Here is a 24,158-nt window from a genome sequence, read left to right as displayed (position 1 = left end):
CTTTTGCTGTGAGGGTGAACTCTAATGAGTCACAAAACCGACCAAGACCCCAATGGCCTCAACGATGAGGCTCACTCGTCGTCAGCGGTACCAGAGTCTATTGCCGATGGTGTCGATGATGACGTTGTTGAATCTAATCGTCGCCTGTTTACGGGCTGGCAATTTCTACTGTTTGCGGCATTAGCGATCGCTTACTCAAGTTTCCATCTGATTTCACTCAACGTGTATCCGATGGAAACCTGGTCGTTTCGTATCGTGCATATTGCTGGCGCGCTTATTCTCGGTTACGGGCTATTTGCCGGTGCCCGCTTTGCTGACGATGATCATCAGGCGTCTGGTGATTGGATTAAGTGGGTCAGCTATGCGCTGCTGATTCCCGCTGCCTATACATTGGCGCAAGTTTTCGTGATGTATCAAACGCTCAGCGGTAGCGCCATGCGCATCGAACCGAGTGTTGAAAACTGGCACTACGGGTATCCGCTCATGGCGACCACAGCGGGAGCCATCGTGCTGTCATGGTTTTATCGTCAGGCCAGGCACCGTTTCAACCCTGCCGACTTGGTACTGATGGTATGCGCGATGGCTAGCGCAGGCTATTTGCTCGTGGCTTATAACACCAACATCCGTATGTCGACGGGAACATCCTTTGCGCCGTCAGGCATTTCCTGGGCGGCCATTGCAGGTTCTCTGCTGATTCTAGAGCTTACTCGCCGGGTGGCTGGTTTAGCGCTCGTCGTGATTTCAGCGGTCTTTTTGACCTATGTTTTTGCTGGTCCTTATTTGCCGGGCTTCTTAGGCTATCCGGGCCTGTCACTGCAGCGCTTCTTCAGCCAGGTCTACACTGACGCCGGTATTCTGGGCCCCACCACGGCGGTATCGTCGACCTATATTATTCTGTTCATCATTTTTGCCGCATTTCTTCAGGCTTCAAAAGTGGGCGATTACTTCGTTAACTTTGCCTTTGCCGCAGCGGGTCGTGCTCGTGGTGGCCCCGCTAAAGTGGCTATTTTTGCCTCTGGCTTAATGGGCATGATCAATGGCACATCGGCAGGTAACGTCGTTTCCACCGGTTCCCTGACCATTCCCTTGATGAAAAAAGTCGGCTACCCCGCCCGAAGTGCGGGTGCTATCGAAGCGGCCGCCTCAACCGGCGGGCAGATCATGCCGCCAATTATGGGCGCTGGCGCGTTCATCATGGCTGAAGTAACAGGTATTCCGTATACCGAAATTGCCATTGCGGCGGTCATTCCAGCCATTCTCTACTTTGCGTCTATCTACTTTATGGTCGACTTTGAAGCCGCCCGTAAAGGCATGCGCGGCATGCGCAAAGATGAGATCCCGCTGTTCTCAAAGCTGGTGAAACAGGTCTATCTGTTTGCGCCGATTATTATTCTGATTGTCGCGCTGTTTATGGGTTACTCGGTCATTAGAGCGGGCACCTTGGCAACCGCTTCAGCCGCCGTGGTGAGTTGGATTTCGCCCAATAAAATGGGCGTTCGTGCGATTCTTAAAGCACTGCAGATTGCGGGCACCATGTCGATTCAGATTATCGCTGTGTGCGCCTGCGCAGGCTTAATCGTCGGGGTCATCTCGCTCACGGGCGTAGGAGCACGCTTCTCGTCGCTGCTGCTTGGTTTAGCGGGTGTCAGCCAACTGCTAGCGCTTGTGTTTGCCATGTTGATTAGTATTTTGCTGGGCATGGGCATGCCGACCACCGCCGCCTATGCGGTGGCCGCGTCAGTCGTAGCGCCTGGCTTGATCAATATTGGTATTGAACCGTTGATCGCGCACTTCTTTGTGTTCTATTTTGCCGTGGTGTCGGCGATCACCCCGCCCGTCGCCTTGGCTTCCTATGCCGCCGCCGGTATCTCTGGCGACAATCCCATGGGCACATCGGTGGCCTCGTTCAAGATTGGCCTAGCCGCGTTCATTGTGCCGTTTATGTTCTTCTACAGCCCGGCCATGCTGATGGAAGGTACGCCGATGCAGATCCTACGGGTTGGCTTAACGGCGACACTAGGGATTGTGCTGCTCTCGGGTATGGTGCAGAAATGGTTCTTTGGCCCCGTTAACACAGTGCAACGTATCGTCATGCTCGTAGGCGCTCTGTTCTTGATCTATGGCGGTATCTATACCGACATTGCCGGCCTGGCGATTGGTATCGTGCTATTCATGATGCAGCGTAAGCTTCATGGCGGTGGAAATAAGACGGCTCAAGCTGGCTAATTGATACAAACCACAAAGCAGTAAGCCTAAAAAACCCCGCTCAACATTCGTTGGGCGGGGTTTTTAGTGAACCTAAAACAAGTCAAACAATGACTTAATTACTCAGGTTATCGACGACCTTCAGTACCGGAGCGGCTTGGTTAAGCGTGTAGAAATGCAGGCCTGGCGCTCCACCATCCAGCAATCGTTGGCAAAGACGGCTCACCACATCGGTACCAAAAGCGGCTATCGCTTCACTATCATCGCCATACGATTCCAACTGCTTGCGAATCCAGCGTGGAATCTCGGCACCGCAGGCGTCAGAGAAACGCGCCAGTTTGGTGTAGTTGGTAATCGGCATGATACCGGGAATAATCGGCTGCTCAACGCCCAGCGCACGGGCTTTATCGACGAAGTTGAAATAGGCGTCGGCGGTGAAGAAGTATTGGGTGATGGCCATATTGGCCCCCGCCTTCATTTTACGCGCGAAGTTTTCCACATCCTTATCAAGATTAGGCGCCTGCGGATGGGACTCAGGATAAGCAGCGACTGCAATGTCGAAATGGTCACCTGTTTCCGCGCGAATAAACTCAACCAGTTCGTTGGCATACCGTAGCTCGCCAATGCTTCCCATACCGGAAGGCATATCACCACGCAGCGCGACCAAGCTATCTACCCCTTCCTCGCGGTATTGCGCCAGCAGATCACGCAACTGAGCTTTCTCACTGCCAATGCATGAGAGGTGCGGCGCAGTAGTGATGCCGCTCTCGCTGACGGCACGCACTACCTCGCGTGTGCGTGCCTGGGTTGAACCACCAGCACCGTAAGTCACCGAGAAAAAACGTGGTTTCCGAGCGGCCAGCTCATCGCGAACGTGTATTAGCTTGTCGCGCCCAGCGTCGGTATTGGGCGGAAAGAACTCAAAGCTGATACCTAACGGATGCTCGTGGCTGCTCATGGGATTTCCTTTTTTAGATCAATAGTGATGATATTTTAAGGTATTCTCGCTTTTCCATCGCGCTGGGGCTAATGAAAGATTCCACGCTCGGCCTTTAATTCGGCTCATGTTCGCTAGTCATTACACCTAGCTAATCATTAAACCTAAGACAGGAAGATAAATGGATCTTGCACCTGGGGCACTGGTTGGTCCGCTACTGATGTTACTGAGCTATGTGGCGCTAGGCTGGCTCGCCGCACAGCGGCTTAAACTAGACCCTCGCCCGATTGCGACGCTGCTGGTTTACCTGATAGCGCCCTTTACCATTTTTCGCGCGCTGATGAACGGCGGCCCCACGCCTGACTACCTATTGCTCACATTAGCGCTGTTCATCGTGGCAAGCCTGATGGCACTCGCCGTACAACGTTTCACTCGTCACCGATTTGGTGAGCAGGAGGCCGCCCTACTGGCATTCTCCTCAGGAACGGGTAATACCGGCTATTTTGGCCTACCGATTGCGCTGATTTTGCTCCCCCCTGAAGGGGTTACTCTTTACCTGTTCTGTATGCTGGGGATTAATATTTACGAATTTACCGTGGGCTTTTACCTTAGCGCACGGGGACGCTTTTCAGTGCGTGAGAGCTTGATCAAAATTTCCCGCCTACCGCTTATTTACGCTTTTTTATTCGCCTTACTGCTTAGTGCTTTGGAAATCACCATCCCCACCGCGGTAATGAGTTCGCTACAAGTCTTCCCCGCTACGTATACGCTACTGGGCATGATGATTATTGGCATGACGCTCAGCCAAGTCACCCTTTCTGCCTGGGATTCACGCTTTGTGGTCACCTGTTTAGGGCTGCGCTATCTATTATGGCCGCTCATCATGTTAGTGTCCGTGTTAATCCTGCAATGGGCGGCACCTCTTTCCACGGAACTGGCCTTGGCGCTGCTGCTACTGGGCGTGGTGCCTATGGCCGCTAACGTCGTGGTAGTGGCAATGGAGCTGGGTATTCAGCCACAAAAAGGCGCATTAGCAGTGCTGGTGAGCACACTGCTCGCACCGCTGCTGATTCCACTTTATCTCAGCTTTATGCTACGTCTCACTGGTCTGGGGTAACCGCACTCCTAGAACCCTGCAACGCCCGCCTGCTGTAGCTGTCGCGCCATACGCTGCACTTCCGGATGGCTGAAAAATGCGACCAGTGCGTCAGCACGAACCGGTCCGACGCCGGGAACGGCTTGCCACTGTTCGCGTTGGTAATCCGCCATATCCTGCCAATCAGCGCGTACCGATTCGCTACCCGGCGGTGCGCCAAGCGCACTTAGCCATGCCGAAAATGGCTGACGACGGGCGATTTGGAACTGCTCTATGAGCGCGGCAGCAGTGACCTCGCCAATGCCATAGGCCTGTTGCAGCTGGCGTGGATCGACATCCAGCCAGCCCAGTAACTGAGTCACCACTCCCGCCTCTATCAGCGCTTGCCAAGTGCCTTCTCCAACACCCTGCATACCCAGTTGCTCGCCAAGATAGGTAAGCCGCGCCAGCAGTTGCCCCTTGCAACCGGGGGTTAATTCAAAACAGCTCAGCAGGTGATATCTTTGCGCTGATGGTGCGCTTAGCGGCGAACGCTCTTGGGTATGCCATACCACCTCCGTTAACTGGGGAATCGTCAGCCCGGCCAGCGAGATCGCCACTTGGTCGCCAGGGCGAACATCCAGAGCCTCCCAGCGTTCCAACGAGCCTAACGAGACGCGGCTGATGCGCCGTCCCTCCAGCAGTACCGGATTAAGCCACACAAGCGGCGTCACACGCCCGGTACGCCCTACGCGAAATTCAATGCCGCGTACTTCCGCGAGCGCCTGCTGGGCGGGGTATTTCCAGGCAATGGCCCACTCCGGGGGCGACGATGACCAGCGCCGGACGCCGGGACGTTCTGCTTGCTTGATTACCACCCCATCGGTGGCAAACGGCAGAGGGCCGTTGAACCAGCTATCACGCCAATAAGTAGCATCGCGACGATCATCCAGCGGTTGGGTGTAATCCGCGGTATCAAAGCCCAGTGTGGTGAGATGCGTTAAACGTTCGCTCATACCAGTAGGCCCGTCTGGCCAACCCCAAACAAACAGGCCAATACTGTCAAGGGTGGCCGCCGTAGGTGAGGATTGCGCCATTGCTCCCGCCACTGCGCCTCGCGCACCCGATGTAGGCGATTGTGACTGCACGTGTTGGGTTAACTGCCAGTACAGTTCGCCTTGGAGCACCGCAGAAATAGGCTCAGGCAACGTATTGGGAACGGCGGGGAGTTGTCGGGCACGGGCTGTCCAGTCCTGGCCCCGCTCGCCATCGCCCCGACTAACGGCTTCGATCAGCTCGCCCTCGACATAGCGCAGCGTAATCGCCACACCGTCTACCTTAGGTTGAATCCATAGGTCTTCGCGGCGGCTGGTAAAGCGCCTGACACCATCGTCATCGGCTTTAGTGAGCCCACGCTGCGCCGCCGGATGATCGAGAGTACCGCTACTTCGGGTAACGCGCGAAAGCGGATGATGGTCAGGAACATTGCCCAAACAACGCTGCCAAGTGGCTAGGCGTTCTACCGCTTGGTCGTATAGGGCATCGTCAATCAGCGCGACACCTTCGTCATGGTAGGCGGTGTCCCAGCGCTGGACCTGCTCGGCCAGTGCAATGCTTTCGCGGCTTAGGCGCTCCTCCGACCAGTCAGGGCACTCGGCAGCCTGTGCGGAAAAAGTGACAAGCCCGAGAAGAGCGCCAATCGCCCATGTTAAGACTGCTCCAGATAATCTCCCTGCAGACATTCCAGCCCCCTTAACAGTACTCACAATGATCGACAAACAGACCTAGCCTAGCGCAACGGGCATCAAAAAAGCCCCCGGCCAGAGGCACGGAGGCTTTTTCATACATTTCTTACAAATAGCGTAGCGAATATCTTACAAATTGGCGGCCTGACGCAGCGCATCGGCTTTATCAATCTTTTCCCACGGGAAGGCGGTAAAGGTTTCCGTATGTTCTTCGCCTTTATCATCGCTCCAGGTGTAGCTGTGCTCGAACGGCGCACGACCAAAGTGGCCATAAGCGGCGGTGAGCTGATACATCGGGTGCAGCAAATCGAGCATTTTGGTGATCGCGTAAGGACGCAGATCGAAATGCTCACGCACCAGCGCAACGATCTGTTTATCGTCAATTTTGCCGGTACCAAAGGTATCGATCGACACGGAAGTCGGCTCGGCAACACCAATAGCGTAAGAGACCTGAATTTCACATTTGTCAGCGAGGCCCGCAGCCACCACATTCTTCGCCACGTAACGGCCCGCATAGGCGGCACTGCGGTCAACTTTAGATGGATCTTTGCCTGAGAACGCACCACCGCCGTGGCGCGCCATGCCGCCGTAGGTATCGACGATGATCTTGCGGCCAGTCAGACCACAGTCGCCTACCGGGCCGCCAATCACGAACTTGCCGGTCGGATTAATGTGGTACTGGGTGGTCTCATCCAGCCATTCAGCGGGAATCACTTGCTCAATGACCTCGCGCTTGATCATTTTGCGCAGATCTTCCTGGTCGATGTCGGGGTCGTGTTGCGTGGAAAGCACGATGGCATCGACGCCGCAGGGCTGGCCTTCGGCGTTATAGCGGAAGGTTACCTGGCTCTTGGCATCCGGGCGCAGCCACGGCAACAAGCCATTTTTACGCAGTTCGGCCTGACGCTCGACCAATCGGTGAGAGTAATGGATAGGCGCAGGCATAAACGAATCGGTTTCATTGGTCGCATAGCCAAACATTAAGCCCTGATCACCTGCGCCCTGATCTTCAGGCTTGCTGCGGTCAACGCCCTGGGCGATATCGACACTCTGCTTGCCAATCAGGTTAACCACGCCGCAGGTTGCGCCATCAAAACCGACATCAGACGAGTTATAGCCAATGCTGATAATCACATCGCGCACGAGGGTTTCTAAATCGACCCAAGCGGAGGTGGTAATTTCGCCGGCAATGATCGCCACCCCGGTTTTCACCATGGTTTCACAGGCAACACGCGCCTGTTTATCACGGGCGATGATGGCATCTAACACCGCATCAGAAATCTGATCGGCAATTTTATCGGGATGACCTTCGGAGACGGACTCTGAGGTAAACAGGGAATATTCGCTCATCGCGCACTCGACCCTCTGTATGACGGCTGCAGATAGTCCACAGCATCAGCAGGAAATCATGGCAGGTGTCCCCTGCCCGTATTAGCGAAGTGATGACATTCTCCATCACTTCGGGAGGCAGAGTCTACACGCTGTCGGCGACGCTTCCCAGAAAGTGATCCCGAGAATTTGTCGCTACATTTGCCGCAACATGGGAAGTCAGCGACAATAGCGCCTTTATAATTTCTGTTTTCAGGCGAGGAGCACCCCCATGCCGTCCCGTTTTGAGCTAGCCAATGCCATTCGCGCCCTGTCCATGGATGCCGTTCAGAAGGCCAAGTCCGGTCACCCTGGCGCCCCCATGGGTATGGCTGATATCGCCGAGGTGCTATGGAATGACTACCTCAAGCACAACCCCGAAGACCCCAAATGGGCCGATCGTGACCGCTTTGTGCTTTCCAATGGCCACGGCTCCATGCTGCTCTACTCGCTGCTGCACCTCAGTGGCTACGAGCTGAGCCTGGAACAGCTACAGAATTTCCGTCAGTTGCACTCGCCCACCGCGGGCCACCCGGAATTCGGTTATGCGCCGGGCATTGAAACCACCACTGGACCGCTGGGACAGGGTTTCGCCAACGCTGTGGGCTTTGCGATTGCTGAAAAAACCATGGCGGCGCAGTTCAACCGCCCCGGTCACACAATTGTGGACCATCACACATGGTGCTTTGTAGGTGACGGCTGCTTAATGGAAGGCATCTCCCATGAAGCGGCCTCACTGGCCGGTACCCAGCAGTTGGGTAAGCTGATCACTGTATACGACGATAACGGCATCTCCATTGATGGTGAAGTGGAAGGCTGGTTTACCGATGATACCGCCAAGCGTTTTGAAGCCTATGGCTGGCACGTGGTACCCAACGTTGATGGTCATAAGCCTGAAGAGATCAAAGCCGCTATTGAGCTGGCCAAGAGCCATGACGATAAGCCGAGCCTGATTATCTGCAAAACCATTATCGGCTTTGGTGCCCCCAACAAGCAGGGCAAAGAGGACGCCCACGGCGCCCCCCTTGGCGATGATGAAGTGGCCCTGGCCCGCACCCAGCTCGACTGGCCCCACGCTCCGTTCCATATTCCCGAACCAATCTACTCGGGCTGGGATGCCCGTGAAGCTGGCAAAGCGGCCCAGCAGACTTGGGACGCGCGTTTCGCCCGCTATGCTGAAGCCTTCCCCACGGAAGCGCGAGAGTTCACCCGCCGGATGAAGCGCCAGTTGCCTGCGGAACTGCCTACCGAAGCCTTGATTGAGCAGGCCCAAGAGCGTGGCGAGACCATCGCGTCACGCAAAGCCTCCTTTGAAGTGTTAAATGCCATTGGTCCGAAAATGCCGGAGCTGCTGGGCGGCAGTGCCGACTTGGCGCCGTCTAACCTGACCTTCTGGAAAGGCGCCAAAGCGATCACCCCGGAAGATGCTAGCGGTAACTACCTGCACTACGGTGTGCGTGAGTTCGGCATGGGCGCGGTCATGAACGGCATCGCCCTGCACGGCGGCTTGGTACCTTACGGCGCGACCTTCCTGATCTTTATGGAGTACATGCGTAACTCGATCCGCATGGCGTCATTGATGGGTCAGCAGGTGATTTACGTGTTTACCCACGACTCCATCGGTCTGGGTGAAGATGGCCCGACCCACCAGCCGATTGAGCAGCTCACCAGCCTGCGTACAACGCCGAATCTAAACACCTGGCGCCCCTGCGATGCGGTCGAAACCGCCGCCTCTTGGGATGCCGCCATCAAGCGTCACTCTGGCCCCACCGCGCTAGTACTGTCACGCCAAAACCTGCCCCACCAGCAGCGCACTAAAGCGCAATTGGCAGCCATTCAAAACGGTGCATACGTTCTTAAGGACAGCGAAGGAACGCCAGAGTTGATTCTGATTGCCACCGGTTCTGAAGTCGGCCTGGCGATGGATGCCGCCGCCGAGCTTGAGCAGCAGGGCAAAGCCGTACGCGTGGTCTCCATGCCGTCGGCCTACCGCTTCAACGGTCAAGACGCCGAATACCGTGAAAGCGTACTGCCTAAAGCAGTAACTAAGCGTATTGCTATCGAAGCAGCTCACGCCGACTACTGGTACAAGTATGTGGGTCTGGAAGGCCGTGTCATCGGCATGACCACTTACGGCGAATCAGCCCCGGCAGGTGATCTGTTTAAACACTTCGGCTTTACTGTCGAGAATGTGGTCAAGCAAGCCAACGAACTACTCGGCTAAGCCATGTCCGTACTCAGTGGCTTTCTATGGTTGATTAGCTACTGGCTGATCGGTGAAGTGGTGATCCACTTCACCGCTTTGCCGATCTCGTCAGGCGTGATCGGCATGCTACTGCTATGCGTTACTCTCGCCATCCGTGGTCGCGTTCCCAGCAGCATCGCTGCGGCCGCCCAGCCGCTTATTGCCCTGCTCGCGATGCTGATAATGCCCGGTGTTGTCGGTGTATTTTTCATCATCGGCGAGCTGGCCGGGCAGTGGAGCGCTATCCTCATCGCGCTACTGTTAGGCACGCTGCTAAGCGTGGTGACAACACTATGGCTGCTCAAACGGCTGATCAAACCTACCCATGCTCGCTGATACATCACTGCTCGCCCTGTTAACGTCCACTCCGTTATTTGCCGTGGGGTTAACGCTGACTGCCTATTTAATAGGTAATGGTGTGTTTCAGCGTCTCAAGCGCCCCTCTTGGCTACCCGCCATCTTAATTGCGGCACTGCTACTGGCGGGTGCATTAGCGCTGATAGGGCTGCCTTACGCGACTTATTATCAGGGCGCCACTTGGCTCACGGTGCTGCTGGGGCCTGCTACCGTGGCGTTGGGTATGCCGCTTTATCAACAGTTGCCACGTATCTATGAACTATGGCGGCCGCTAGCTATTTGCCTGCCCATTGCCGCTACGCTGGCGGCCTGCTACTCGCTGGCCATTGCTTGGTTGCTGGGCAGCGCGGACACCATACTCGCCTCCATTGCCGCTAAATCGGTGACTGCCCCCATTGCTATCGGTATTACCGAGCAGCTTGGCGGTACGGTTGCACTCCTTATGGGGGCGCTATTGATAACCGGAGTGATCACGATTCCCTGCGTTAGCCTCGCCGCACGTTGGTTGGATATCGATGACGAGCGGTTAATCGGTTTCGCGCTTGGGCTTAATGGACATGCCATTGGCACAGTGCGGGCTTTTGAGATTAGCCCTACCGCTGGGGCGTTCGCGTCACTAGGGATGAGTCTAACCGGTATTTTCACCGCTGTGCTGCTACCGCTCGCCTGGCGGCTGATCGGTATGGGAAACTGATGGGGAAAGGCCGTCGATAAGAATCGCTGGCTGAAATGCGTTATCATCCCACTGTTTTCGACTTCGTTTTGTTCATTGACTCACTTTTAAGAGCCACCCTTCTGCATGGCTAATTCTGCTCCCAGATATCGCATCGCCATTAACGGTTACGGTCGCATTGGCCAATGTGTGCTTCGGGCTCTCGTTGAGCGGCATCATCCCGAGCTAGAAGTGGTCGCCATTAACGAGCTCTCTGATCTTGCGACCATCACTTACCTGACGCGCTACGACACCACCCATGGCCGCTTTCCAGGTGACGTCGACCATGATGGTCAGAGCCTCATGGTTAACGGGCAGCGCATCCAGGTGTTATGCGAACAAGATCCACGCAAGCTACCCTGGAAGGCGCTTGATGTGGACCTGGTGCTGGAGTGTTCTGGGAGCTTTAAAGATCGCGTCACCGCCGAGCAGCATCTAGAGGCTGGCGCTAAACGCCTGCTGTTTTCTCAGCCTGCGGAAAATGATGTCGATGCCACCATCGTTTGGGGCATTAATGAGCGTGAGTTAACGCTATCTCAGCGAATCCTTTCGGCCGCTTCGTGCACGACCAATTGCCTTGTACCGCTGTTAACCATTCTTGATGAAGCCCTAGGGCTTGAACACGGCGTTACCACCACCATTCACTCGGCAATGAATGACCAGCCGGTGATTGATGCTTATCACCAAACCGACCTGCGCCTGACTCGTTCGGCAATGCACTCTATTGTGCCAGTGGATACCGGCTTGGCACTCGGCATTAGCCGCTTAATGCCTCATTTAGCGGGCCGATTTGAGTGCCTGCACGTGCGCGTTCCTACCATTAATGTCTCTGCCATGGACCTCGCGCTCTCGGTCAGTTGCGACACTCACCGTGATGACGTCAATGCGCTGCTTCTGGCCGCCAGTCAGCAGCGCTTAAAAGGTGTACTTGGCTATACTGAAGCCCCCATGGCGTCGGTTGATTTCAATCACGACCCACGCTCAGGCATTCTAGACGCCACGCAAACCCGGGTGGCTGGCAAGCGTCTTATCAAGCTGCTGTGCTGGTTCGATAACGAGTGGGGATTCGCCAACCGGATGCTCGATATTAGCCAGCGGTTGGCCACGCTTTCGGCACAGAGCTAACCTGATTGCATTAATTGTTTACCTTTAGTTCAACGGCATAAACACGAGGAAACCGCTCACATGAACGTGAATAAGATGACTGACCTTCCCTTGGAAGGGCAACGCGTGCTGATCCGTGAAGATTTGAATGTGCCCATCAAACATGGCCGCGTCTCCAGCGACGCCCGCCTGCGCGCCGCACTGCCGACGATTCAAGCGGCTATGAAGGCTGGCGCGAAAGTAATGCTGATGAGTCACTTGGGCCGTCCCAATGAAGGCGAGTTCGCTGATGAGTTCTCCCTTGCGCCGGTGGCTGAGCAATTGGGTGAGCTGTTAGGACGCCCAGTCCCGCTCATCAAAGCGTATCTTGGTGAGACGTTAGAAATCGCCAACGGTGATGTGGTGCTTCTAGAGAACGTACGCTTCAACAGTGGTGAGAAAAAAGACGATGAGCAGTTGGCAAAGCAGTACGCCGCGCTGTGTGACATTTTTGTGATGGATGCTTTTGGCACAGCTCACCGCGCACAAGCGTCTACCCACGGCGTGGCGCGCTTTGCTCCCAGCGCTTGTGCAGGACCGTTACTCGCCCAAGAGCTCGATGCTTTACAAAAAGCCTTGGCGAACCCTGCACGTCCCATGGCGGCTATCGTTGGTGGCTCAAAAGTCTCTACCAAACTGGATGTGCTCACCGCGTTGGCTGATAAGTGCGATCAGCTCATCGTCGGCGGCGGCATCGCCAACACCTTTATTGCCGCCGCAGGCTACAATGTCGGCAAATCGCTATACGAAGCCGACTTGGTAGACCAGGCGAAAGCCCTGATGGAAAAAGTGTCGATTCCGTTACCCACCGATGTTGTGGTTGCCACGGAGTTTTCTGAATCAGCACAAGCCGTCGTTAAACCGGTCGATCAAGTGGCCGACAACGAGATGATTTTAGATATCGGCCCAGATACCGCCGCTCACTTGGCAAGTATGCTGAAAGATGCTGGCACTATCCTGTGGAATGGCCCTGTCGGGGTATTTGAACTAGATCAATTCGGCAAAGGAACTCAGGTAATTGCCCAGGCGATCGCCGATAGTGCAGGTTTCTCTATTGCCGGTGGCGGTGATACGTTAGCGGCTATTGATAAATATTCCATTGCGGATCGTGTGTCCTACATTTCTACCGGCGGCGGTGCGTTCCTTGAGTACGTCGAAGGTAAACAGTTGCCTGCCGTTGCTGCACTCGAAGCCGCCGCCAAACGCGGTTAACATTGCATGACTTGAATGTGCACGCTCAAACTTCACAACTCAGTCTCTACAACTCAGATAAGGTAACTTCATGGCTTTGATCAGCATGCGCCAGATGCTCGACCACGCCGCCGAATACGGCTACGGCATCCCGGCATTTAACGTCAATAACCTTGAGCAGATGCGCGCCATTATGGAGGCTGCTGATGCCACGGATTCTCCCGTGATCGTGCAAGCCTCTGCAGGCGCCCGTAAATATGCTGGTGCCCCATTTCTACGCCACCTGATTTTAGCTGCCGTAGAAGAGTTCCCGCATATTCCCGTCGTTATGCACCAGGATCATGGCACTAGCCCTGCGATTTGCCAGCGCTCTATCCAGCTTGGTTTCTCCTCGGTGATGATGGATGGCTCTTTGGGCGAAGACGGCAAAACACCCACCGACTATGACTATAACGTCGATGTCACTCGCCGTACGGTTGAAATGGCCCATGCCTGCGGTGTTTCCGTTGAAGGCGAACTGGGCTGCCTGGGAAGCCTGGAAACGGGTATGGCCGGAGAAGAAGACGGTATTGGCGCTGAAGGCAAACTGGATATGGAGCAACTGCTTACCGATCCAGAGGAAGCGGCCGAATTCGTCAAAGCGACGCATGTCGACGCCTTGGCAATTGCCATTGGCACTAGCCACGGCGCTTACAAATTTACCAAACCACCCACTGGCGACACGCTCTCTATTCAGCGCATTAAAGAGATCCACGCACGCATTCCCGATACCCACCTCGTTATGCACGGCTCTTCATCCGTGCCGCAGGAGTGGCTGGAAGTTATCAACCAGTACGGCGGCAAAATTCCAGAAACGTATGGCGTTCCGGTGGAAGAGATCGTTGAAGGGATTAAGCACGGCGTACGTAAGGTAAATATCGATACCGACCTACGCTTAGCCTCTACCGGCGCTGTACGTCGTTTTCTGGCACAAAATCCTGCCGAATTCGACCCGCGTAAATTCCTCAAAGAAACCGTTACGGCAATGCGGGACCTATGTATTGCGCGCTATGAAGCTTTTGGCACTGCTGGCAACGCTAGCAAGATCAAACCGATTAGCCTTGAGGCGATGTCCCTGCGCTACGAGCGCGGCGAAATGGCTCCTAAAATCAAGTAAGTCTGCTAGTACAATTGCTTAATAAAAAGACGACCAGCCGGTCGTCTTTTTTTTAGTTAACCCACGTTATGCTCGACGAAATACATGTTGTATTGCTGCATTGATACGCTAACACTGGTGATGTGTCCACGAGGTTTCGTGTTCAAATATAGAGGCCAATACTCATGAAAAGCACCAAAACGACGCCGTTTATGCCTGTTACTCCGCTAGCAATGTTCGATGTTTGGAAGGCCGGCCTAATGGCATTTGAGCTCTGGACTACGTCTCTATCGACCATCAGCATGCGCAATCATTTATGGCAAACACAGCCCTTTTTCAGCCCTAATATGATGAAAGAAAATCAGAAAATGGTCACCGAAAAGCTCGAAGCCAGTATGGAAGCTGGCCTCGAAATGCAGAAAGCGCTGATTAATTCAATGAATGGGCAGTTAGCTCCCTGGTGGGTTACCAGCCAGCGCACAATGAAACCTTACCATAAGCGCAGCAGCGCGAATTCACGCCGCCTTGCTAAATAGTATTACTGGCACTGACGTTACTCGTTATCGTCAGTGTCATCGTTTTTATCATTTTCGCTATTTTCTTCTTCACTGCTATGGATGGCGTCATCTGGGCTACCGGTGCCGCCAGTACCCGCTGCTGGGCTTCTTTCTTCACTGCTGCCCGGCTCTAGTTCTACATCATCCTCTCCAGCGCTAGTAGCTACTTCTTCGTTTTTCTCTTCCTCTTCTTCACGGTCATCAGCACCTTCAGAATCGCTAGATGAAGTGACTTCATCACGCTTTACTGATCCCGCTTTAATGCCGTACTCCTCTTCAAGTGCAGCATCATCAAGAGGCTCGTGCTGCTGTCCCTCTGACTCGTGAGTATCAGCAAAGACATAGCCAGTCGTCGTTAGCAAAGCAGCGCTGAGTGCAAACGGTAGGAACCAAGGGGCTAATCGCATTGGGCGTACTCCATTTTTGGTTATGACAGAATAGTGTATCCATATTACCTCTTCCGCGCAGGCGTCTTAAAACATTCATTTCAACTGTCAGTTGCCCAGCGGCCACTGTCATTAAAAAGACAGCATCAGACACCTTTTATACACAACGTTTAGCATCAAAGTCAGCCTAGTCGTAAAAGCTGGCTCAAAAGTGATACCCAGGCAAGCAAAAAATAACAAAACAGTGTTCACAAATGGCGTAAAATCCCGTTCAATAGAGGTATGGATGGCCTTAACTAACACTGGCAGCGCTTGAGCCGCTGCAAGGAACCACAATGCCGCTCCCACTTTTGCTGTTTGACTGTGATGGCACTCTCGTCGATAGCGAGCCGCTGCTGGCCGAAGAGATGGCCGCCGGACTTAATTCAGTAGGGCTGCCATTTGCTTCTACCGATTACCTAGGCGAATTTCGTGGGGCGCGCTTTCGACGTATTGTTGCTGAACTCCAACAGCGCTACGGTGAAGTCGAACCTGACAAGCTTGACCGCATGGAAACCTCAATGCGAGCCAATCTGGCGACTCGACTTGCCCAGGAGTTAACGGCCATACCAGGTGCCCGTGAAGCATTAGCCATACTAGCCTCCTACCCTAGTGCAGTGGTTTCTAATGGCCCTGATAGCAAAATTCGTACGGCGTTAGACGCTACGGGCCTTAGCCACTATTTTGGTAAACGCCTGTTCAGTGGTTATACCGCCAACTGTTGGAAGCCTGAGCCCTGTTTACATTTACACGCAGCAAGTATCATGGGCTATGCAGCACGTGACTGTATCGCCATAGACGACGCTTTGGTTGGGGTTCGTGCGGCGCTGCAAGCAGGGATGACGGTCATTCATTTAAACCGCTTTCCAGATGCGGAAACGACACCAGAAAATGCCATTATGATCAGCAATATGTACCAGTTACCCGCCGTGGTGGAGCGGCTCACGCGTGAATATTGGCAAACACCCGTGCCTCAACACTCCATAGGAGGATGATAATGGCCTCTTTGCGTGACCAATTGGGTGGGCTTGTTTACTCGACTGAACATGGTAAAACCTGCCCTACCTGCCGAGAAGCACTTGAATCCTGCCTGTGCGATGATCTAAACGAACAGCAACGCTTAGCAGCCCTAGATGGCGTAGTACGCATTCGGCGCGAAACCAGCGGTCGTAAAGGCAAAGGCGTGACGACTGTTAGCGGCATTCCTTTGCCCAGCGAAGAACTCAAAACGTTGGCAAAAACGCTTAAAAAGCGTTGCGGAACCGGTGGAGCCGTTAAAGAAGGTATCATTGAAATTCAAGGCGACCATCGCGATGTTCTGCGCCAAGAGCTAAGCGCACTCGGCTACAAGGTTAAACTCGCTGGGGGTTAAAGCCTTCTACATCACCAAGACTTACCTTTAAGTAAGTCGTTATAGGGCAAGGCACTGCAATGGCTTGGCTGGAATACTTGCTACCCCTCATTTTTTTATTCCCCATGGCGGCCATGGCCAGTATTGTTCTGGCGCTGCGCAATCTTCACGATGCTCGCGTTCATTCGCCCTTCAAGGCTCCTCTTCATGAACCCGGCCAAGCGTTACGGCACCGTCTTGATCAAGCTTTTTCCAGCCTATTTCTAAACGGGGCATTAGGGCCCATCATTAGCTTGGCCCCACTGGTGTACGGCATGGGCCGAATGCTATTTGTGGATCAGCAGGATTGGGTCGAATGGGCCTTGTATGGGCTACTCAGCACGCTACTCGTACTGACATTTTCATTACTGCTGGTACGTGATTATCAACGTATTCGGCGCTTGAAATTAGGCCTCGCTTGCGAGCTTGCCGTTGGTCAAGAGCTTGAGCGCCTAGTTCGCCCTGATGCACACCCGTACTACGTATTTCACGATGTGCCCACCGATAGCTTCACAATTGACCACGTTGTAGTAACACCCCATGGGGTATTTGTGGTGGAAACAAGGGCAAGAACACTCGCTATCGGCACTGATGGCAACGAACTCAATACCGTGGCGGTAGAGCGCGAGCGTTTGCGCTTTCCACATTGGCAAGAGCGCCGACCGCTCCACAAAACACGCCAGGGGGTCAACTGGCTTACTCATTGGTTAGAGCGCCGCTGTGGCATGCCTGTACCCGTGCGTGGCGTATTGGTATTACCAGGCTGGAAGATAGATAACAGCGAAGCCGCGCCGGATATACTGGTCGTAAGCGGAGATACGTTAGCGAAACAGATAACGGAGCTAACGCCAGGCCCGCTCAACGACGCGACTCATGACAAGGTTATTAATGTTTTACTGGAGCGCGCCAGATTGATGGAATTGAAGCACTTACGCCAACCTTCGGTATAAGTGCTACAGGCCTAATCTCCGCGTAACCGACCGCCCATCTCCTGGGCTAAATCTACTGCGTAGTGATCCGTCATTCCCCCAATAAAGTCCAGCATTCGACGGTAGCTATCATAAAGAGGCCAAGAAGGTAGCGGGGTGTTTTCGCCAATAAGGGCCAACACACGCTGGTGTTTAAACGATGAATGCCCGGTGTGATGTAGCTCATGGGCAGCGCCAATAAAAGCCTCTAAGAGAATACCTAGCGTCGTATAGGCGCCAATCTCTAATTTTGCTTTACGCTCGTTTTGGAAAATACGTTCTCGTGCAAGCTGCTTGGCCGCCTGCACCCCCCAGCCTAAATCGGGATGGCATAACTCTAATAGATCGTCGCTTAGAGTGCCGCTTAACAGAGCCTGCTCATGCTGTACAAACACCGCGCCGACATCATTAACGGCACGCTCCATCGCAGCACCACGTAGCAACGCAATGCGACGCCGCTGGGACACATTACGCTCTTGCATATCGGCATACTCTGGCGGGAATTCTCCAGCAATCTGGCGAAGAATATCAACCACCTCTTCATAGCGCAGGATGCCCATCTCAAGCCCGTCTTCCAGATCGAGCAGCGCATAGCAGATATCATCGGCTGCCTCGACCAGCCAAGCCAGCGGATGGCGACACCAACGTTGCTCTCCATTGGGTAGCAAACCCACGGCTTCAGCGACCTCTTTGAGCAGTGTCTGCTCGGATTGGTAGGCGCCGAATTTGCCTGCGCGCCCGCTGTAACGAACGGTCCATGGGTACTTGAGCAGCGCACCAAGCGTGGCTGCTGATAGGCGCATACCGCCATTGAACTGGTTGTACTCGATCTGGGTAATCACCCGAAAGCCTTGGGCGTTACCTTCGTAAGTCAACAGGTCTTCACGCTCTGCATCTGAAAGCCCTTCCAATAGGCCGCTACTCTGGGCGCGCTGAAACCAGTCGCGAATAGCATACTCACCGGCGTGGCCAAAAGGGGGGTTTCCAATGTCATGTCCTAAACAAGCTGTCTGAACAATGACGCCAAGATCGGCGGGTGTTATCCATACAGGCAAGCGATCATGTAACAGTTCGCCCACAATCATACCCAAAGAACGACCGACACAGCCGACTTCAAGCGAATGAGTTAAGCGAGTATGAATATGATCATTTTCTGTCAGCGGATGCACCTGCGTCTTACGCCCAAGACGCCTAAACGAGCCTGAGAAAACAATTCGGTCGTGGTCTTTATGAAACGGGCTGCGACCGATTTCACGGGTACTTGTTGAGCGTTGGTCGTGAAGACGTCGTGGGGAAAGTAGCTGTTCCCAGCGCATCTGAGTCATGGGCATTCCTCCTTGAGGAGTGCATTTTGCCATAAAAAAAACCCCCAGAGCGTTAGCCCTGGGGGTTTTTTGGTATAGGTGCCTGACGATGACCTACTCTCGCATGGGGAGACCCCACACTACCATCGGCGCTAAGCGGTTTCACTACTGAGTTCGGCAAGGGATCAGGTGGTTCACGCGTGCTATGGTCGTCAGGCGTAACTGGCTATATATCATGCTGACTATTGCTACATTGTGATCGTCTCACTGCCTGCCGCCCTGGCGGTTGCCGGGGCCACACGCTGCGTATCCGGTTCCTTCACGTCATCATCACGACCAGACCCCTTGGGTGTTATAGGGTCAAGCCTCACGGGCCATTAGTACACGTTAGCTCAACGCCTTGCAGCGCTTCCACACCGTGCCTATCAACCAGCTGGTCTCGCTGGGCCCTTCAGGAGGCTCTAGGCCTCAGGGATGTCTCATCTTGAAGGGGGCTTCCCGCTTAGATGCTTTCAGCGGTTATCCCGTCCGACCATAGCTACCCGGCAATGCCACTGGCGTGACAACCGGAACACCAGAGGGTCGTCCACTCCGGTCCTCTCGTACTAGGAGCAGCCCTTCTCAAACATCCAACGCCCACGGCAGATAGGGACCGAACTGTCTCACGACGTTCTAAACCCAGCTCGCGTACCACTTTAAATGGCGAACAGCCATACCCTTGGGACCGACTTCAGCCCCAGGATGTGATGAGCCGACATCGAGGTGCCAAACACCGCCGTCGATGTGAACTCTTGGGCGGTATCAGCCTGTTATCCCCGGAGTACCTTTTATCCGTTGAGCGATGGCCCTTCCATACAGAACCACCGGATCACTAGAACCTGCTTTCGCACCTGCTCGACGTGTCTGTCTCGCAGTCAAGCACCCTTATGCTCTTGCACTCAATGCACGATGTCCGACCGTGCTGAGGGTACCTTCGTGCTCCTCCGTTACTCTTTAGGAGGAGACCGCCCCAGTCAAACTACCCACCACACACTGTCCTCGATCCGGATAACGGACCTGAGTGAGAACGCCAATGATGCCAGGCTGGTATTTCAAGGTTGGCTCCCTCCGAACTGGCGTCCAGAGTTCAAAGCCTCCCAGCTATCCTACACAGGCAACATCAGCGTCCAGTGTGAAGCTATAGTAAAGGTTCACGGGGTCTTTCCGTCTAGCCGCGGGTACACCGCATCTTCACGGCGATTTCAATTTCACTGAGTCTCGGGTGGAGACAGCGTGGCCATCATTACGCCATTCGTGCAGGTCGGAACTTACCCGACAAGGAATTTCGCTACCTTAGGACCGTTATAGTTACGGCCGCCGTTTACCGGGGCTTCAATCAAGAGCTTCGCCTTGCGGCTAACACCATCATTTAACCTTCCGGCACCGGGCAGGCGTCACACCCTATACGTCCGCTTGCGCGTTAGCAGAGTGCTGTGTTTTTAATAAACAGTTGCAGCCACCTGGTATCTTCGACCGGTTCGGGCTAGGAGAGCAAGTCTCTTCACCCTACGCCGGCGTGCCTTCTCCCGAAGTTACGGCACCATTTTGCCTAGTTCCTTCACCCGAGTTCTCTCAAGCGCCTTGGGATTCTCACCCTGACCACCTGTGTCGGTTTGGGGTACGGTCGCACATGATCTGAAGCTTAGAGGCTTTTCCTGGAAGCGTGGCATCAGTGACTTCCTGACCGTGGTCAGTTCATCTCGTGTCTCGGCCTTAAAGGATCCCGGATTTACCTAAGATCCAAGCCTACTCACTTTCACCAGGACAACCAACGCCTGGCTCACCTAGCCTTCTTCGTCCCCCCATCGCAACCATGTCCGGTACGGGAATATTGACCCGTTTCCCATCGACTACGCCTTTCGGCCTCGCCTTAGGGGCCGACTCACTCTGCTCCGATTAGCGTCGAACAGAAACCCTTGGTCTTCCGGCGAGGGAGTTTTTCACTCCCTTTATCGTTACTCATGTCAGCATTCGCACTCGTGATACCTCCAGCAGACTTCTCAATCCACCTTCATTGGCGTACACGACGCTCCTCTACCGCTCATCCCTAAGGATGAACCCGTAGCTTCGGTACCTGGTTTAGCCCCGTTACATCTTCCGCGCAGGCCGACTCGACTAGTGAGCTATTACGCTTTCTTTAAAGGATGGCTGCTTCTAAGCCAACCTCCTAGCTGTCTGAGCCTTCCCACATCGTTTCCCACTTAACCAGGATTTCGGGACCTTAGCTGACGGTCTGGGTTGTTTCCCTTTTCACGACGGACGTTAGCACCCGCCGTGTGTCTCCCACGCGTTACTCACCGGTATTCGGAGTTTGCCTCGGGTTGGTAAGTCGGGATGACCCCCTAGCCGAAACAGTGCTCTACCCCCGGCGGTACTACGTGAGGCGCTACCTAAATAGCTTTCGAGGAGAACCAGCTATCTCCGAGCTTGATTAGCCTTTCACTCCGATCCACAAGTCATCCAAATCTTTTTCAACAGATCCTGGTTCGGGCCTCCAATTGATGTTACTCAATCTTCACCCTGCTCATGGATAGATCGCTCGGTTTCGGGTCTATATCCAGCGACTGTGTCGCCCAGTTAAGACTCGGTTTCCCTACGGCTCCCCTATACGGTTAACCTCGCCACTGAATATAAGTCGCTGACCCATTATACAAAAGGTACGCAGTCACAGAACAAGTCTGCTCCTACTGCTTGTACGCACACGGTTTCAGGATCTATTTCACTCCCCTCTCCGGGGTTCTTTTCGCCTTTCCCTCACGGTACTGGTTCACTATCGGTCAGTCAGGAGTATTTAGCCTTGGAGGATGGTCCCCCCGTCTTCAGTCAAGGTTTCTCGTGCCCCGACCTACTCGATTTCACATGATCAGATTTTCGACTACGGGGCTATCACCCGCTACGGCCAGACTTCCCAATCTGTTCGCCTAATCATTCACATGCTTAAGGGCTGGTCCCCGTTCGCTCGCCGCTACTAGGGGAATCTCGGTTGATTTCTTTTCCTCAGGGTACTTAGATGTTTCAGTTCCCCTGGTTCGCCTCTTACACCTATGTATTCAGTGTAAGATACTGACCTTATGGCCAGTGGGTTTCCCCATTCAGAGATGTCCGGGTCACAGGTTGTTGCCACCTCACCGAACCTTATCGCAGGCTACCACGTCTTTCATCGCCTCTGACTGCCTAGGCATCCACCGTGTGCGCTTCATTGCTTGACCCTATAACCCGAAGGAGTCTGGATGTCGCAATGATCACGTTTCATTTTGCCGGATACGCTTGAGACGTATCACAATTTAAGAAGCACTTCTTGCGAAGTGTTCTTGTCAGCATGATATACATTGTTAAAGAGCAGCTGTTCAATGAACAGTGATAAAGCGGCGTATAATAAATACAACAACGCAGCGACTTATCAGTGGTCACGAAACATTCACAAACGGTAGTTAAGGTAAAACAGCGTGATAGCGTAATGGTGGAGCCAAGCGGGATCGAACCGCTGACCTCCTGCGTGCAAGGCAGGCGCTCTCCCAGCTGAGCTATGGCCCCATCGAGTCACTCTTCGTCACAGTCACCTCTGGCCAATTTTATTTAACGCAAGGCATTTCATGGCGACACATAGCCTGCTATGCGAGTCATAAAATAACGCAGCGAGAGATAAAATTTGGTGGGTCTGGGCAGACTTGAACTGCCGACCTCACCCTTATCAGGGGTGCGCTCTAACCAACTGAGCTACAGACCCAAGAGGGGATCGTGCTTTTACCGTTTGCTCTATATCTGATCAGGTAATTCATTGTGGACGCTTACTGAGCGTGACGCATCGTTTAAGGAGGTGATCCAGCCGCAGGTTCCCCTACGGCTACCTTGTTACGACTTCACCCCAGTCATGAACCACACCGTGGTGATCGCCCTCTTGCGTTAGGCTAACCACTTCTGGTGCAGTCCACTCCCATGGTGTGACGGGCGGTGTGTACAAGGCCCGGGAACGTATTCACCGTGACATTCTGATTCACGATTACTAGCGATTCCGACTTCACGGAGTCGAGTTGCAGACTCCGATCCGGACTGAGACCGGCTTTAAGGGATTCGCTGACTCTCGCGAGCTCGCAGCCCTTTGTACCGGCCATTGTAGCACGTGTGTAGCCCTACCCGTAAGGGCCATGATGACTTGACGTCGTCCCCACCTTCCTCCGGTTTGTCACCGGCAGTCTCCTTAGAGTTCCCACCATTACGTGCTGGCAAATAAGGACAAGGGTTGCGCTCGTTACGGGACTTAACCCAACATTTCACAACACGAGCTGACGACAGCCATGCAGCACCTGTCTTACAGTTCCCGAAGGCACACCAGAATCTCTTCCGGCTTCTGTAGATGTCAAGGGTAGGTAAGGTTCTTCGCGTTGCATCGAATTAAACCACATGCTCCACCGCTTGTGCGGGCCCCCGTCAATTCATTTGAGTTTTAACCTTGCGGCCGTACTCCCCAGGCGGTCGACTTATCGCGTTAACTTCGCCACAAAGTGCTCTAGGCACCCAACGGCTGGTCGACATCGTTTACGGCGTGGACTACCAGGGTATCTAATCCTGTTTGCTACCCACGCTTTCGCACCTCAGTGTCAGTGTCAGTCCAGAAGGCCGCCTTCGCCACTGGTATTCCTCCCGATCTCTACGCATTTCACCGCTACACCGGGAATTCTACCTTCCTCTCCTGCACTCTAGCCTGACAGTTCCGGATGCCGTTCCCAGGTTGAGCCCGGGGCTTTCACAACCGGCTTATCAAGCCACCTACGCGCGCTTTACGCCCAGTAATTCCGATTAACGCTTGCACCCTCCGTATTACCGCGGCTGCTGGCACGGAGTTAGCCGGTGCTTCTTCTGCGAGTGATGTCTTTCCTAATGGGTATTAACCACTAGGCGTTCTTCCTCGCTGAAAGTGCTTTACAACCCGAAGGCCTTCTTCACACACGCGGCATGGCTGGATCAGGGTTGCCCCCATTGTCCAATATTCCCCACTGCTGCCTCCCGTAGGAGTTCGGGCCGTGTCTCAGTCCCGATGTGGCTGATCATCCTCTCAGACCAGCTACGGATCGTCGCCTTGGTGAGCCATTACCTCACCAACTAGCTAATCCGACATAGGCTCATCCAATAGCGGGAGCCGAAGCCCCCTTTCTCCCGTAGGACGTATGCGGTATTAGCCTGGGTTTCCCCAGGTTATCCCCCACTACCGGGCAGATTCCTATGCATTACTCACCCGTCCGCCGCTCGTCAGCATCTAGCAAGCTAGATCTGTTACCGCTCGACTTGCATGTGTTAGGCCTGCCGCCAGCGTTCAATCTGAGCCATGATCAAACTCTTCAGTTTACAATCATTGTGATCCTTA

General features: G+C 54.1%; 17 protein-coding genes, 2 tRNA genes and 3 rRNA genes. 12 read left to right on the top strand and 10 right to left on the bottom strand.

What is annotated here, in order from left to right:
- The first annotated feature begins 24 nt into the window (after positions 1-24).
- Positions 25-2,226: a TRAP transporter permease gene (locus AC5TBW_RS01915; protein WP_495510461.1), complete on the top strand. Its 2,202-nt coding sequence runs from the start codon at positions 25-27 to the stop codon at positions 2,224-2,226.
- A gap of 94 nt (positions 2,227-2,320) precedes the next feature.
- On the opposite strand, the gene metF is transcribed toward AC5TBW_RS01915, so the two are convergent.
- A complete protein-coding gene (metF, locus tag AC5TBW_RS01910) occupies positions 2,321-3,163 on the bottom strand; it encodes a methylenetetrahydrofolate reductase [NAD(P)H] (RefSeq protein WP_495510460.1) in 843 nt (280 codons plus the stop codon).
- A 160-nt stretch (positions 3,164-3,323) separates the two neighbouring features.
- Here metF and AC5TBW_RS01905 point away from each other — a divergent pair, with 160 nt between their 5' ends.
- A complete protein-coding gene (locus AC5TBW_RS01905) occupies positions 3,324-4,259 on the top strand; it encodes an AEC family transporter (protein ID WP_495510459.1) in 936 nt (311 codons plus the stop codon).
- An 8-nt stretch (positions 4,260-4,267) separates the two neighbouring features.
- Here AC5TBW_RS01905 and ligB read toward each other — a convergent pair whose 3' ends face one another.
- Together ligB and metK are read right to left on the bottom strand one after the other, a co-directional pair.
- Complete coding sequence (gene ligB / locus AC5TBW_RS01900) at positions 4,268-5,959, bottom strand: NAD-dependent DNA ligase LigB (RefSeq protein WP_495510458.1); 1,692 nt, start codon at positions 5,957-5,959, stop codon at positions 4,268-4,270.
- Between the two features lie 132 nt (positions 5,960-6,091).
- Positions 6,092-7,312 (bottom strand): methionine adenosyltransferase, encoded by a 1,221-nt coding sequence (gene metK / locus AC5TBW_RS01895; protein WP_495510457.1) that lies wholly within the window; start codon positions 7,310-7,312, stop codon positions 6,092-6,094.
- Between the two features lie 250 nt (positions 7,313-7,562).
- Between metK and tkt the strand changes: the two genes are divergently transcribed.
- From tkt to AC5TBW_RS01860, 7 genes are all read left to right on the top strand, one after another.
- Positions 7,563-9,554: a transketolase gene (gene tkt, locus AC5TBW_RS01890; protein WP_495510456.1), complete on the top strand. Its 1,992-nt coding sequence runs from the start codon at positions 7,563-7,565 to the stop codon at positions 9,552-9,554.
- 3 nt (positions 9,555-9,557) lie between these two features.
- A complete protein-coding gene (locus AC5TBW_RS01885) occupies positions 9,558-9,911 on the top strand; it encodes a CidA/LrgA family protein (protein WP_495510455.1) in 354 nt (117 codons plus the stop codon).
- On the top strand, positions 9,901-10,626 hold the full coding sequence (locus tag AC5TBW_RS01880) for an LrgB family protein (protein WP_495510454.1): 726 nt from the start codon (positions 9,901-9,903) through the stop codon (positions 10,624-10,626). Before AC5TBW_RS01885 ends, AC5TBW_RS01880 begins: the two co-directional genes overlap by 11 nt.
- 105 nt (positions 10,627-10,731) lie before the next feature.
- Entirely contained in the window at positions 10,732-11,769 is a 1,038-nt protein-coding gene (locus AC5TBW_RS01875; protein ID WP_495510453.1) for a type I glyceraldehyde-3-phosphate dehydrogenase, read from the top strand.
- Between the two features lie 60 nt (positions 11,770-11,829).
- A complete protein-coding gene (locus AC5TBW_RS01870) occupies positions 11,830-12,999 on the top strand; it encodes a phosphoglycerate kinase (protein WP_495510452.1) in 1,170 nt (389 codons plus the stop codon).
- Positions 13,000-13,069: 70 nt separating this feature from the next.
- The gene (gene fba, locus AC5TBW_RS01865) at positions 13,070-14,134 is read left to right on the top strand and encodes a class II fructose-bisphosphate aldolase (protein WP_495510451.1); all 1,065 of its coding nucleotides are present in this window, start codon (positions 13,070-13,072) and stop codon (positions 14,132-14,134) included.
- A gap of 164 nt (positions 14,135-14,298) precedes the next feature.
- On the top strand, positions 14,299-14,649 hold the full coding sequence (locus AC5TBW_RS01860) for a hypothetical protein (RefSeq protein ID WP_495510450.1): 351 nt from the start codon (positions 14,299-14,301) through the stop codon (positions 14,647-14,649).
- Positions 14,650-14,666: 17 nt separating this feature from the next.
- Here the strand turns inward: AC5TBW_RS01860 and AC5TBW_RS01855 are convergent, their stop codons facing one another.
- Complete coding sequence (locus tag AC5TBW_RS01855) at positions 14,667-15,077, bottom strand: hypothetical protein (protein WP_495510449.1); 411 nt, start codon at positions 15,075-15,077, stop codon at positions 14,667-14,669.
- A 314-nt stretch (positions 15,078-15,391) separates the two neighbouring features.
- On the opposite strand from AC5TBW_RS01855, the gene AC5TBW_RS01850 reads away from it, so the two are divergent.
- Genes AC5TBW_RS01850 through AC5TBW_RS01840 form a run of 3 tightly spaced genes read left to right on the top strand, consistent with a single transcriptional unit; the run spans position 15,392 to position 17,435 of the window.
- A complete protein-coding gene (locus AC5TBW_RS01850; RefSeq protein ID WP_495510448.1) occupies positions 15,392-16,090 on the top strand; it encodes an HAD family hydrolase in 699 nt (232 codons plus the stop codon).
- Between the two features lie 2 nt (positions 16,091-16,092).
- Positions 16,093-16,467, top strand: a complete 375-nt coding sequence (locus AC5TBW_RS01845; RefSeq protein WP_495510447.1) for a translation initiation factor Sui1 — start codon at positions 16,093-16,095, stop codon at positions 16,465-16,467.
- Between the two features lie 59 nt (positions 16,468-16,526).
- On the top strand, positions 16,527-17,435 hold the full coding sequence (locus AC5TBW_RS01840) for a nuclease-related domain-containing protein (protein WP_495510446.1): 909 nt from the start codon (positions 16,527-16,529) through the stop codon (positions 17,433-17,435).
- Between the two features lie 11 nt (positions 17,436-17,446).
- On the opposite strand, the gene AC5TBW_RS01835 is transcribed toward AC5TBW_RS01840, so the two are convergent.
- The 6 genes from AC5TBW_RS01835 to AC5TBW_RS01810 form a co-directional block, all read right to left on the bottom strand.
- On the bottom strand, positions 17,447-18,778 hold the full coding sequence (locus AC5TBW_RS01835) for a deoxyguanosinetriphosphate triphosphohydrolase (protein ID WP_495510445.1): 1,332 nt from the start codon (positions 18,776-18,778) through the stop codon (positions 17,447-17,449).
- A gap of 80 nt (positions 18,779-18,858) precedes the next feature.
- Positions 18,859-18,974: ribosomal RNA gene (gene rrf, locus AC5TBW_RS01830) — 5S ribosomal RNA — on the bottom strand.
- Between the two features lie 139 nt (positions 18,975-19,113).
- Positions 19,114-22,005: ribosomal RNA gene (locus AC5TBW_RS01825) — 23S ribosomal RNA — on the bottom strand.
- 249 nt (positions 22,006-22,254) lie between these two features.
- Positions 22,255-22,330 (bottom strand) — tRNA-Ala (locus tag AC5TBW_RS01820).
- A gap of 116 nt (positions 22,331-22,446) precedes the next feature.
- A tRNA-Ile gene (locus AC5TBW_RS01815) sits at positions 22,447-22,523 on the bottom strand.
- An 83-nt stretch (positions 22,524-22,606) separates the two neighbouring features.
- Positions 22,607-24,139 (bottom strand): 16S ribosomal RNA (locus tag AC5TBW_RS01810).
- The 16S, 23S and 5S rRNA genes sit together here with 2 tRNA genes alongside, the layout of an rRNA operon.
- Between the last annotated feature and the right edge of the window lie 19 nt (positions 24,140-24,158).

It is taken from the genome of Vreelandella sp. ssv (genome assembly GCF_059448525.1).
The sequence above is the reverse complement of the archived record's forward strand: the minus strand, read 5'-3'. Positions and strand labels throughout refer to the sequence as shown.